The sequence below is a fragment of the Paraliobacillus sp. X-1268 genome (assembly GCF_003426095.1).
In the GTDB taxonomy this organism is placed as follows: Bacteria; Bacillota; Bacilli; order Bacillales; family Amphibacillaceae; genus Paraliobacillus_A; species Paraliobacillus_A zengyii.
In genome coordinates this window covers 26,582-39,399 of sequence record NZ_QJSK01000022.1, presented here as the reverse complement: position 1 = coordinate 39,399, position 12,818 = coordinate 26,582, and the positions used below count along the sequence as shown (strand labels likewise).

The 12,818-nt window shown below is 32.8% G+C and carries 14 protein-coding genes; 3 read left to right on the top strand and 11 right to left on the bottom strand.

The annotated features are described in order from the left end of the window. Positions 1-121: 121 nt before the first annotated feature. Positions 122-433: a beta-ketoacyl synthase N-terminal-like domain-containing protein gene (locus tag D2K62_RS16400; RefSeq protein WP_117161784.1), complete on the bottom strand. Its 312-nt coding sequence runs from the start codon at positions 431-433 to the stop codon at positions 122-124. A gap of 456 nt (positions 434-889) precedes the next feature. Here D2K62_RS16400 and D2K62_RS16395 point away from each other — a divergent pair, with 456 nt between their 5' ends. Continuing rightward, positions 890-1,264, top strand: coding sequence for an STAS/SEC14 domain-containing protein (locus D2K62_RS16395; RefSeq protein WP_232828037.1), 375 nt, complete (start codon positions 890-892; stop codon positions 1,262-1,264). 599 nt (positions 1,265-1,863) lie between these two features. Here D2K62_RS16395 and D2K62_RS16385 read toward each other — a convergent pair. Both D2K62_RS16385 and D2K62_RS16380 read right to left on the bottom strand, forming a co-directional pair. After that, positions 1,864-2,136 carry a hypothetical protein gene (locus D2K62_RS16385; protein WP_117161782.1) on the bottom strand — a complete coding sequence of 91 codons (273 nt, stop codon included), beginning with the start codon at positions 2,134-2,136 and terminating at the stop codon, positions 1,864-1,866. A gap of 168 nt (positions 2,137-2,304) precedes the next feature. Further along, the gene (locus D2K62_RS16380; protein ID WP_117161781.1) at positions 2,305-2,802 is read right to left on the bottom strand and encodes a GNAT family N-acetyltransferase; all 498 of its coding nucleotides are present in this window, start codon (positions 2,800-2,802) and stop codon (positions 2,305-2,307) included. A gap of 237 nt (positions 2,803-3,039) precedes the next feature. Here D2K62_RS16380 and D2K62_RS16375 point away from each other — a divergent pair, with 237 nt between their 5' ends. After that, the gene (locus tag D2K62_RS16375) at positions 3,040-3,993 is read left to right on the top strand and encodes an arsenic resistance protein (RefSeq protein WP_117161780.1); all 954 of its coding nucleotides are present in this window, start codon (positions 3,040-3,042) and stop codon (positions 3,991-3,993) included. Positions 3,994-4,251: 258 nt separating this feature from the next. On the opposite strand, the gene D2K62_RS16370 is transcribed toward D2K62_RS16375, so the two are convergent. The 6 genes from D2K62_RS16370 to D2K62_RS16345 all read right to left on the bottom strand — a co-directional run bounded on the left by D2K62_RS16370 (position 4,252) and on the right by D2K62_RS16345 (position 9,806). Next, positions 4,252-4,971 carry a tubby C-terminal domain-like protein gene (locus tag D2K62_RS16370; RefSeq protein WP_117161779.1) on the bottom strand — a complete coding sequence of 240 codons (720 nt, stop codon included), beginning with the start codon at positions 4,969-4,971 and terminating at the stop codon, positions 4,252-4,254. Between the two features lie 27 nt (positions 4,972-4,998). Continuing rightward, a complete protein-coding gene (locus D2K62_RS16365) occupies positions 4,999-5,355 on the bottom strand; it encodes a DUF3953 domain-containing protein (protein WP_117161778.1) in 357 nt (118 codons plus the stop codon). A gap of 94 nt (positions 5,356-5,449) precedes the next feature. Next, positions 5,450-5,596, bottom strand: coding sequence for a hypothetical protein (locus tag D2K62_RS18825; RefSeq protein WP_157967901.1), 147 nt, complete (start codon positions 5,594-5,596; stop codon positions 5,450-5,452). A gap of 36 nt (positions 5,597-5,632) precedes the next feature. Beyond that, a complete protein-coding gene (locus D2K62_RS16360) occupies positions 5,633-5,833 on the bottom strand; it encodes a hypothetical protein (protein WP_117161777.1) in 201 nt (66 codons plus the stop codon). A 632-nt stretch (positions 5,834-6,465) separates the two neighbouring features. After that, on the bottom strand, positions 6,466-7,749 hold the full coding sequence (locus tag D2K62_RS16355; protein WP_117149097.1) for a hypothetical protein: 1,284 nt from the start codon (positions 7,747-7,749) through the stop codon (positions 6,466-6,468). Positions 7,750-8,087: 338 nt separating this feature from the next. Further along, the gene (locus D2K62_RS16345; protein ID WP_112180285.1) at positions 8,088-9,806 is read right to left on the bottom strand and encodes a two-component system sensor histidine kinase NtrB; all 1,719 of its coding nucleotides are present in this window, start codon (positions 9,804-9,806) and stop codon (positions 8,088-8,090) included. A gap of 306 nt (positions 9,807-10,112) precedes the next feature. Here D2K62_RS16345 and D2K62_RS16340 point away from each other — a divergent pair, with 306 nt between their 5' ends. Further along, positions 10,113-10,454 carry a hypothetical protein gene (locus D2K62_RS16340; RefSeq protein WP_232828036.1) on the top strand — a complete coding sequence of 114 codons (342 nt, stop codon included), beginning with the start codon at positions 10,113-10,115 and terminating at the stop codon, positions 10,452-10,454. Between the two features lie 93 nt (positions 10,455-10,547). Here D2K62_RS16340 and D2K62_RS16335 read toward each other — a convergent pair whose 3' ends face one another. Together D2K62_RS16335 and D2K62_RS16330 are read right to left on the bottom strand one after the other, a co-directional pair. After that, the gene (locus D2K62_RS16335) at positions 10,548-11,657 is read right to left on the bottom strand and encodes a plasmid pRiA4b ORF-3 family protein (RefSeq protein WP_117161776.1); all 1,110 of its coding nucleotides are present in this window, start codon (positions 11,655-11,657) and stop codon (positions 10,548-10,550) included. Between the two features lie 138 nt (positions 11,658-11,795). Next, a complete protein-coding gene (locus tag D2K62_RS16330; protein WP_117161775.1) occupies positions 11,796-12,779 on the bottom strand; it encodes an NAD(P)/FAD-dependent oxidoreductase in 984 nt (327 codons plus the stop codon). Between the last annotated feature and the right edge of the window lie 39 nt (positions 12,780-12,818).

The following is a 12,818-nucleotide window of genomic DNA, read 5'->3' as shown; positions in this document are numbered from 1 at the left end:
TTGATGTGTTATTGATAGATATTAAACATCATACAATGGCAGAGTATTTTATTTTACTGGTATATTTGGGTAATAAGTGTTTCTTCTTATTCAGCAATAACTGTCTACTCTAGTTTAGCAGTCACAATACCCCGAATCGCTCCTTATTTATATTATCTACATCAATATTTGCTTGGTCTAAGGCTTGTTTAGAAGCAGCATAACCATATTGCACAAACAAATCATATTTCCCTAATTCTTTTTTATCGAGATATTGCTCTGCATTAAAGTCGGTAATAAAACCACCAATTTGAGTGCCTATATCTTTGAAGTCATCAGATTGAATTTTTTTGATTCCTGATTTACCTTCTTTAATATTATTCCAAAACTCTTCTACGCTATTTCCTAACGGTGAAACTACTCCATATCCAGTTACTACAACTCTACGTGGCATAATCAACACTCCTTTTAATTCTTCACACTATACTTAAAAAAACGATTATTTCAAAAGACTTCTAAAAAGTTCGAATACATTTGAAAATAATGTATTCCCCCAAAACACGCTAATGATTCTTTCCTGGAACATGCGAATCTATCATACTGTTTTGGATTTGAACATAGAATAATCACCTCGTTTTATGAATTATATACCTGGTATTGATACCTGGTATTTATCATACATAAAAAAAATCTTGTTCAACTAACCTGCTCCGTTAGTAAAAAAATACGTCTCCACTCATTGTAGAAACGCACCCTTTTGTTTAAGTGTATTTTTTCACAAACTTGTTCTTAATGCAGAAGTGCTGATAAATTAGTTATAGTGGTGAACAAAAGTTTAAAACTGTTCGGCAATAACCTATGCCACTATCTAATATCCGGTTTATAATACTTATAAGGAGTTGAACTTTGTTTGAATGTTAATAATACGTGTACATCTATTTCGAAAGATATGATTATTACTAATTTGACAGGCTATATCTCTACTGCAGATGTAAGTATGTGGTTTGATTCTTTTGAGCAAACATGTAATGTATTTATTAACCAAGGCAAAAAATTTAAGTTATTAGTAAATCGTAAAGGTTATACGCCAGAACATTTCGCAGTTCAAAAATTGTGGAAAGACAAATTTTTCTCGAATGGCATATTAGAAAATACCATTGCCATTGCATTTTTATTAGATGAGGGAGATATTTTAGATCACTTTAACCAATCTAATACTAAAAAAAATATAAGATTCTCAAGCAACTATGATGACTTGATTGATTGGATTAATAACTATAAATAAAATTATAAATAATTCAAGTTACTGAAAGGTAACTTTTTTGTTTTGTACAGTTGTTATCTATAGTATTGACTTTCTTATGTCACTATCCTGCCAGTTAGTCGAACAAGGGTGGCCATTCCTTATTGAAGTAAAGCAGCCTATAATTGAACAAGGGCAAAAAAATAAAACCGCCAAAGACGGTTGGATTAGCTTAAAACAGGCACCAATTTTAAAAATTTGCGGTAACAGAAGAAAGCGGTTGATATAGTAATTACAGATAAAATCAAAAGAGTAGACCCGTATTGAGATATATTTTGTGATGTAACCCCTTCTGCGAATTTAACACCTAAAAAATGATGACTTATTTCGCCACTTAAATGACCGTTGTATAGTGCTAATCCTTGACTCAACAGTAGAATTGAAATAATAAGTAATACACCAGCAATGGAAAAAAAGTCCATCCTTTTTTAAGCATTACATTTCTCCTTTCTATTTACTGTTATTTATTACTATTCTATAAAAAATTAAAAATCCCTTCTTAATGCTGGAGCGAAAATCAAACCTTTTCTTAAGACTTTATACCCTTAATTGCAATAAGAAATGAGCTTCTATTAGTGGGTTTAGTGAAATATCATGTTGATACTATATGACCATAAAATACTGAAAGCAACAATTGCTAAAAGTATATTGAATAAAGCAAACATCTTTTTACCTTCTTTTATATCACTATAAAAAGTATATATACAGTTAACTAGCCAAAAGGCTATCAAAAATAACCCACCTAAGTAGTCATTTTTATGATTTTCATCAAAAATCATCTGAAAGGCACCTAGTATTAACAAAGCCATTATGGTATAACTTGTGATTTTTATAACCTTTTGTGCTTCACTCACTTTCAGATCCCCCTAATCTAATGTAAAACCTTTCACTAACCTACCTTTTAAGTACATTAATTCACGTATTTATTCTAACATAAAATTCCAATAATTCTTCAAATAAGAATAGGATCGTCCTAATCGACGATCCCTTGTTAAACTATTGCACCTGGTAAATATATGACATTATAAAAGTTTTGACATATAGTATTCATCAAGGTATTCGCCATCAATAAATAATGAATCTCTTTTTGTGCCTTCGATTTGAAACCCCATCTTTTTATATAGGGACAAACCAGCTTCATTACGAGTGATTACCGTTAATTCTAATCGACGTAGGTTATGTTTAAATGCCCATTGTTCTAATTCTTCCAACAACAGAGTTCCAACACCTTTTCCTCTAAAATCTTTTAATATTCCAATCACAATATAACCAGAGTGTCTATTTCTCCTTGCATTCCCACCAATAACCAGCAAGTATCCAACTAACATATTTCCATCTTCAGCAACAAGTATAGTAGAATTATCGTTATTCTTCATACTCTCAATCATCTTTAGTTGATTCTCTGGTTGAATATTTCTTTCCCCTTCTTCCCAAAGCATATATTGAGAACTTCCTTCAACTTCTTTTATAAGCACTGCTAAATTCTCTGCATCAGATGTTTTTATTTCCCTTACAATCATTATATTGATCTCCCTATTTAGCAGTCTATTGTAAAACATTACTACCTGTAACTTTAAATACATCTGTTCACATACTAATTTTAACATAATACTCCAATAATTCGTTCATGAACAAAAAACATCGCCTCAATTGACGATCTTTTGTTGCACTATTGTCACCAGTTACTTTAATAAGCAGTCAAGAGTTGTGATAAAATGAGTGTGTATTATATTATTCTTTTCAGGGTGTGATACAGAATGAACTTATTCGAAAAACTATATACTCTTATTATTTTCTTATCAGTAATTATTGGTATAGGTATAGGACAAATAGAACTAATAAGAGAAAATGCCGAAAGTTTTATTGTTCCTTTATTAGCAGCAATGCTTTATATTACTTTCTTACAAATCCCTATTGAAGAAATAAAAAAAGCTTTTAAAAACATCAAGTTTACATACACTTCGGTCATCATAAATTTCGTTTGGACACCTATCTTAGCATTGCTGCTAGCAATGATGTTTTTAGGCGATAACCCGTCGTTGTACATTGGATTTATTATGCTCGTGGTTACACCCTGCACTGACTGGTACTTGATATTTACAGGGATAGCAAAAGGAAATGTTGCGTTATCAACTGCAATCTTACCTCTCAATTTAATCCTACAAGTCATTTTGCTACCTATTTATCTTCTTATTTTTGGCGGAACAACGGGTGTTATAGAGCTTTCATTTCTAGTGGAAAGTATCTTAATTGTACTATTCATACCATTAGTTTTAGCGTTTCTAACAAAAATGTTCTTGAGAAACAAACAACAGTTAAGAGAAAATCTTATATCCAATCTCAGCGTAATGCCGATAATTTTTCTGAGTCTCGCAATTGTTGCTATGTTTGCTTCACAAGGTCAATTACTGCTAAATAATTTAGATTTACTGTGGCAAATTACCATTCCTATTCTTTTATACTTTATAATAAATTTCTTCGTTGGTCAGAAAATTGGACAGCTTATGAATTTTGCGAACTCCGACAGAACAAGTTTAAGCTTAACAACTTTAGCAAGGAATTCGCCAATCGCTTTAGCAATTGCTATGACTGCATTTCCAGACCAACCTTTAATAGCCTTAACATTAGTCATTGGTCCATTATTGGAATTACCTATTCTGGCTATCATTACGCAGATTTTATTATTTATCTCAAAAAATAAAAGTACATAAACAATTCAAAAGCACACATCTATTTTATTAAATGATGTGTGCTTTCGTATTGCGTTAACCAACCCTTTTACTTGAATAAGAATATAGGATCTATAGAAGCGACAAGTCCTTCTTTTACTATAGCACTAGTTACTGTAAGTACATTGTTCCACATTTTCACTAAGCAACGAACCAGATGCTATTAGTCTTTCTGTATTTTGAGTATAAGCCCCTTGAACAGTATCACTATTGCAACAAAGATTGCATTTTAGTAAAGTTTCACTGTCCAAACTGGTAGTTAAATAAAATATAACTCATAAATAATATTTCCGCCTTGTTGTTATCTGGAATATCTATCATCAATTCATAAACAGAACCTCTTATTCTTTCCCCTGTCGCTATAATGGAATCATTCAACGTAATCTCTGTTTTGGAGCCAATCCCAAATGACTTGAAATAATAAGTATTATTATCATATTCAAGAAAAAGACTTTCCCGTAGCTTTGTAGCGTTCTTCCAAGAAAAATCAGTTCGAGCCGTGCCAATATGAATATCATTTTGATAAATAATCCATTCATTATTGCCTTTTATTTTATTTTCTTTCTTTCCTCTGAAGGTAATAGTATCACCATTTTTTAGGGAGAAAGAAAGATTCAGATACCATTGACCAGGGTTATCCATGATATCTGCCACAACACGTTTCCACCAACCATTGTAAAAACGCCGATAGGAACCAATATACTCCTGACTATTGTACATCTGCTTATTTGTTTTGGACACTCTGTCTCCCATCCGAGTCATCATATATTTATCCTGTTTTTCAGGTTCGAAATCCCGATCCTTGTTATATTGCCATTTCATGATACATAAAATCACGATAGCTCCGACTGGAAACAAGAGCAGGATAAGCAATTGTTTTTGCTCGAACTCCCCATAAACCATATACCGAAGTGATAATCCAATAAATCCTGCCAAAAACAGGACAAGCAATCTACTCATTCAAATTCTCCCTTCCTTCCTGCCTGTTCATAACCTGCTTTTATCCTTTAAAAAGTGGGTAACAAGATAAAAGATAACAAAAGGGATAGTTGCAAATACACCTAAAACGATTAGCGGAATGAATCCCTTTATCGTTATGGAGTTATTAAACAAAATAATTCCAATTATAAATAAAGACATAAAACTTAAAAAAACACCTGTTTTCTTATTATTCTTGCGGAACTCTGATATTCCTGTCAGTAACAGGCTTATAGCTATAAACCCTAATAAATATTGCAAGAAAGGAACTGATAGGAGTTCCTCATTAATAGTAAGCATAGCAAAAACAACAAAAAGCGTTCCACATGTCCCTATGGCTATTTGCAGTCTCTTTCCTTGCAGCAATTTAATCTCTCCTCTCTACCACGATAAGGTATTTCTAGCATTCTATTATTCTTACTAATCTCCATCTAAAACATAAGATTTACAGCCACTAGATTTATTCCATTGATAAACATATGTAAAATAATTGGTACGTAGATACTTCTATATTTTTGAATGCAATGGCAACAATTATTGTGATGGTAACTAACCATCCCAAGCTAATAATTACCGTTTTCTGAACATCTTTTATGCCAAATCTCAAATTAAAACCCTTCCTCCTGACTGTAGATAAATGGTTTTATATTAAGTCTTTAGGATTTCGGGCATACCACTCTACGTAGCCACAATTTACGCATACATAAGGATTAATACGAGTATGTTTTTTATTCTTAAATAACGTCTCTCCTTGTGGGTTTTTAACCAATATTCCCTTTAATCCCTGGTCAGCATAACATTCTATCATTTTCTCCCCGCACTTTTCACAATCTTTTTCTTTCATAAATTAAATCCACCTTTATATAAACTTACAATCTTTTTACGTTAAACTAACAGTAAACGTTTCACATCGCTTCTAATTTGTTTATTTGAAAGTTTCGAAAAACAAAACAGCACCATATAAGTTAACGGGTGCAATTTGGGGGGAAAATATTAATAGAAATAACACAAGAATTTTAATGTAATTTTTGCATCTTATCATATATACCATCACCATACATATTATTCCACAAGATGACGTATTAAAAAAGAGCACAAATGAATTATTGTCCTCTTAAAAGTACTAACTATAAACGTAAGTTCAGTCCCCACTATTCCACCTCTTCATTTTTTGCGCGATGTAAACAAAAAAATTTGTTGACAGTGAAAGTTTTAAGCTATAAAAATTGTGTTAATTATTTTTCTGGAAAATCTATAGATAATTCGAATAGTGATTTCAATCCTGCAATTATTAAATGAAGGATAAAGAATATTATTATAAAATTCAATACAAACAGCCTAATGGAGCATGGAACTTTAATCCACTTCTCTAGTAATCTTTGAGAAATCCTGTTCATTTAACACCTCTTTCTTTTTTATGCCATACCTATTTCATATTCTTTAGGCCTGCATCACTTTGGAATACAATCAACCAAACTACAAGTCACTTAAAGAAATGACTTTACCACTTCCAGCATGCACACCATATTGACAATCTAATTTTCCACATAAAAGATATTTCTTTTGTTCAAAATCATAGACATAATAAGGTTTTAGCTCAAACAATTCTTCTATTTTCTCAAATGCTTCTTCTTGTGTGAGCGTTACTTTATCAGTTGCTTGAAATTGATCAGTATACATCTCCAACAATGGTTTGTTATCGATATAATTAATTGCTTGAAGGCTCTTCGCATCAATTATAATCACTAGTTTTCTTTGAAATAAAAAGAGAGGATTGTCCTGAGGCTCAGCTCTTACTACTGCATGAATGTAACCTTGGTCTCGATTTAATGTTTTAAGTATCCACTTTCCAGTGTCATCAGGATACTCCTGGCGTGATAATTTCTCGACTGCCAGCAGACATTTTTCTTCCTCTTCCTTTGTAATTGGGAAAGAAGCAGGAGATGGTTCCCGCGAAAATGCTTGTTCTACTGATATATCATCCTCAGTCAAACTAATCTCTTTCATATCAAATGGCTTATCAATTGGATCGTTCCAAAATATTGCTTTATCTATTTTCAAATAAGACCTTACATCCACTATGAATTTAAATGGAATCGTTGTTGTTCCATCATTTGTATTATAAATTTCTTCCACCGCATATACCGGAATAGGTTTTTGTTGTTCATCAGCAGGGAATTCAACCAACTTCAATTGTTCCATCGCTAAATGCTTTACTTCTTTAAGGGTTAGCGTGTACGTTTCTTCTTTAATCATCTCTTTTGAAGAAAATTGTCCATCAACAGCAAAGAAGATCAGCTGACCTTCCTTGTTATATTTAATGTCAATATATCCAGCAGTTGAAACCGCAACACCATCAATTCCTTCTTTAAAATATAGTTTTCCATCTTCCTCTTTATCTAGTTGAAATTGCTTCCCATAGATAAGTCCCGTTTCCTGTTCAATCCATTTAATAATTGCTTTTGTATCAAGATTAGCAAATGAAATCCCGTTATTTGCGTACGTTTTACCCATGACAAAAATAACACGGTTGAATTTATGTGTGTTTACATCAATCTCAATAACTGCTGTACCATCAGGATTTGAATCATCATCCTCTAATTCCGTTATATGCTTTGGAAACCACTCCATCAACAGTGTATAACTCGTAGCATTAAAAATATCGACATTACGATTCAGACTATAATTTTGTAAGTAGTAGTTATCTAAACTGAATTTTATTTTCGTACGATCAATTAATTCTTGTATTCTTTTATCCATTACCTATGACCTCACTTATATTTATAATCTAAAGCGCTTCGATATACTTATCTACTACTATTCGTTAAGTACTATTAAATATCCTCTAAACAGCGTTATCACACACATGTTTTGAGTACCATATTTTTGATAAAGCTTTTTAAATTAATTGAAAATTTATATTTTGTAAGTGAATTACTAGCAGATAATGGACAATACTCTATTGTTAAACTGAAAGCAACAACGTATTTTCAAAATAATGCAGTAAGTGGGGGGACTGGGAATATTATCGGAATGAAATGCCTACCCTTGTGTGGAAAAGTCTGAAGGAAGCAGAGAATGGTCTCCTGCTTCCTTATTTAAGTTGCTATTGGTAATGTTATTAGAAATGTTGTCCCATTTTCTGAGCTTGACTCCAGTGAAATTTCGCCCTGGTGCGACTCAATAATGCGTTTAATAATTGGAAGACCTAACCCAGTTCCTGTATCTTTATTTGTCATAAATGGTTTAAATATGGACTCCTGTAGTTCATCAGAAATGCCACTCCCATTATCCTCAATATATAGATGATACTGCCCATGTTTCACTTTTGAAAACATTCGGATTAGGCCTACTTGCCCCATTGATTCCGTACTATTTCGAATTAGATTGTAGAATACTTGCTGTAACTGTTTATGATCAACCTTTACCTGTTCGGCATCAAGCAACAGATCAAATTTTATGTTATCCGCTTCATTAGAATCCTTGTAATTGTTAATAAACGTCTCAATCATTTCTTTTATATTTGTTTCTTTCACTTCTGGTTCAGTAGGTTTTGCAAGTTTAAGCATATCCTCTACGATGTAATTAATGCGATCTAATTCATTCACCATAAAGGAAACATGGAACTTCTCTTGTTCTTTTTCAGAAAGAGAACTGTTCATAAGCGTCATAAATCCTTTAATAATTGTTAATGGATTACGGATTTCGTGTGCTGCACCTGCAGATAACTCCCCAAGCATCGCAAGCTTTTCTGATTGATACATACGTTTTTCAATAGCTTCACTTTCCGTTATATCTAAAAATTGAAAGACTCGCGCACTTACTTCATTCGAGTGATTAATAAGTTCTGTCTGCGAAACTAACAATACATATGTTTCCTTTTCTGTCTTATAAAGTACTTTTTTATTAAGGATATTTTTTTCATTACGTAGAATATCCCAAAATGAATTACTTTGAGATATTTTAGTATCGGACAAAAGAAGATCTCTTATTTCATCTTTACTCTTCTTTAGCATTCTGGAAGCAGCATCATTAAGTATGATTTCTCCCGTTTCATCATTAAGTGTTAAAATACCAATTGTTAATGCACGCATGATTTGATCTATATATATCTTATCATTATAGACTTGTTCATATAACTCGAAATATTTTTTAAGAACGAATGAAAACACTACTATCATGGTTGTAAATAGCACTAATCCAAGTATAGGGTATAACTCTAATAAGGAAATCAGTACGAAAGCTAATGTAGATATTATTAGATAATTTCGCATTGCTTCAATTATAATATCTTTTAATAACGAATAGAATCGGTCCTCAGATCTAGTCAGGAAATAACATCCAACTATTATAATATTCACTAGACTGTAACTAATAATAGCTAATAGGTATGAGACAGAACTTTCTATGTCAATATAGCCCAGTTTTCCCCCAGTTAAAATGAAGACATAATAGGAAGTACTAATCATTATCGTATATGTAGCAAAATTGAATACTTGAATATTCCACTTTGTGTGACGTTGTCTAACATCATTAACTAAACTGCTACAAAATAAAAGCAATAATGTCATGTTAATCCCAAAAACAAAAATAGAAGCGATGTAAATAGATGAATCCAAACTAAATCTATTACCGTCGGGTGGCAACACAATAATATAACGACAGGCTATTAGCAAAGAAGCGATTAGAAATATAATTAATCTCCATTCTTTCCACTCATTGATATCTAATGAAGCCGTAAAGACAGGATGCAAAAAAAAGACACTGCATCCCGCTAGAATAATAAACCATTTATAGTTTTGTTGTAGTGTAGTCAAATTAATTCACTCTTTTTATCGTATTTTGTAGTTAAATGTCAAATCATCGTTTTTTATAATTGTAATTCAACTTATCAAGCAAAGCAATAAATAGTTATTAAAGACTAGTTATACAGAACTACAAATTATGTAATATTTCCTATATAATAGATGATTTTACTTTAGATTATTCAAATGAGAACTGTAAAAAATAAAACTTAGGTACTTTAGAATGCTTGAATTTACGAATACGAATCTTTGAAAATTTGAAACCTTTAGTTGGGAAACTCGTTAAGTAAATAAGGATATAAAAAAAGAGCGTACTTATTGGAGGCGATTACAATAGGAAAGCATATTATTTGGTCGATTGTAACTGTTTGTGTAATGTTACTTCTAAATTGGGGAGTCGCAGTTTTATTTGTTGGTAAATTTATTGACTATTCTTTTTTAATGGGTATTTTATTTGTGGGAATTGTACGGTTCATGAATTCAACCGGAGGAATGGGCTCTACGAGTGTTAGAATGAGCACGCAAGCCCAAACTGGGATAAAGATAGAAAAGGAAAAACAAACATTTAACCCTACTGTACCATTCTATACTGCAATTGTGTACACCATAGTAGCACTCGTTATAACAGTAATTTATTATAAAGATTACTTTATTAGTTAAACGATAGATTTTAAAAAGGTATCTAGTATTTAAATAAGACATTTGTCCATTTGAAATACCAGATACCTTCTAAACTTGTGTGATTTTACTCTCCTAAATATACTTCAATCTTCTATTTGTCATATTAATATCAAATTCTTCGTATCCTTGGCTTATTCCCCAGCGTTGCATATTTTGATGATCTGGGTAAGTTGGATCTTTAATAATTTCTAAAAACTCTTCATATCCAGGCTCTCCACCTACATCTTCAGGTGGAGCATTTCCTTCACCTGCTACACATGTAGGATGATTTTTATCATAGTCATTGATAAAATCTTCAACAACAATTCTGTGTTGCCAATCATCGCCAAAGTCATAGATGTATAGTATTTCAGCTGGAAGATAATCTGCTATCCTTTCCCCAGTTTCCAATTTTTCAGGGATATCGGAATCATATTCCAGAAACTCTTCATCGCAAACAATTCTTGCAACCGGTTTTCGATTTTCCTTTGCTTTCATTCTGTCCGGATCAAACGGTTTACCTGCGAAAATAGTGAAGTTATGCAGGTGATAATCATGCCAATTAAATGTTCTTTGTAGTGTCGTATGTAAATTAGGGAAAGTCATGTGCTTCGGAACGACGATTCGACGCCAAATAGAAGTATTCTCCAGTTCCAATGTCACTTTAAGAACAATCGCTTCTGAATTAAAAATCGATCCCTTTGTCAACCCTTCCAAGTCACTATATAATGCCTCATTTGGTTTTACATACTCATTATTTCCTTTTCCAACAATCAGACGACTTGCCTGCTTACTTAAAGCAACCTGATACATCGAATTTTGATCTAGGTCACTTTCCATAACGTAGACATTCTCACACGCTTTATTTAGTCTAGCAACGCTTTGTCTATTTTTTGTCGAAGTAAAAGTAATTTCTTTAGACTGGGCAAGAAACACCTCAATAACTTCTTCCTTTATGTTCTCTTCTTTATATATTTCACGAATAGCTTGCACGATCAACTCATCTATTTTTTTGAAATCCTTTGCCTTTAATCCATAAAGCACCATAACATATCGATTACTATCATTCATCAGTACAAGTGTCTTCCTACGATTCACTGTCAACATATTAGCATGCCAAGAAAATAACGGTTCTTCTTCTGTAGCTGGTGTTGGCTTTAACTTTAATTCAGTTAAAAGCTTTTTCGTACATTGAATTAGCATATTGAATTCTCCTATTACCATTTTAGAGCGTAGCCATCCACTTTAAGCATGCATTCTTTATTATCATAACATATCTCATTATCGAAGGATAAGAACACATTCCATTTTATTTACCCTTAAATGTGTCCATCATAATCCTTATTTAAGTAATTTTACTAGTTCTTCGCCTACCGTAATTCCTGAAATAAATGCACTTTCTAAACGTGTTCGGTTCGCTGGGTCTTGAGAATGTAAGAAAGCATCACCCGCTACTAATAAGGGATATTCCAGATTTGTATTCAGAAAAGGCTGGCGTAAGAATTGAACTGCCTCTGCGTAATGCCACTTTTTTAGTTGACTTGATAGTGCAGAATCAAAATTAATATACGCACTTGTTATCTGCTTTATCTTTTCTAAAACCGCTTCATCTCCTAGTTGATAGTGTGCTTTACTCCATTCACCAGTCATATAGACGCTGATAGTTGGAATTTCCGAGATCCCTTTTTTCTTATGATCAACGAGGCGCATGACACCTTCTGGAAGTTCCGAATCAAGATGACCACTATTCGGTAAATTTGTGTGCTGTTGCAAATGAAATAAACCGACCAAACATGGCTGGAAGACAATCTCATCAAGCTTCTGTAAAACTTTCGCATCTACTTTTAAGTTATCATTCTCAAGTAATGTCTTCGCCCGTGGAGCTGGCGCTGTTACAATAACAGCACTGGCATTAATCGCCTCACCCTCATCTGTTGTAAGGATGTATCCAGTCGCATTTTTCTTAATTTCCGTAATTCTTTTTTGTAGACGTACTGAAATATCCTCTGCTAGCTTTTTAGCAAAAGCATTCATACCATCAACACTCATATACCGGTAATAATCATCGCCAAACCAATGCTTCACGTTAGCATTTTCTATCCATTCGTCAACAAATGTCTGGAATTTTTTAGTTCGCACTGTAAAAAACTGTGCACCGTGATCGATTTTTCCTTTTTCAATTCTACGTGTTGCCATTCTACCGCCGACACTTCGGCTCTTTTCGACAAGTAAAATGTCCTGATAGCCTTTTTCCTTTAATGTTCGTGCAGCCATGATTCCAGACATCCCCGCGCCAACGATTACAATTGGTGCTCGCTCACTCATTTAAATACCCCCTCTTACGCTTCTTCTTTCTATTGTATA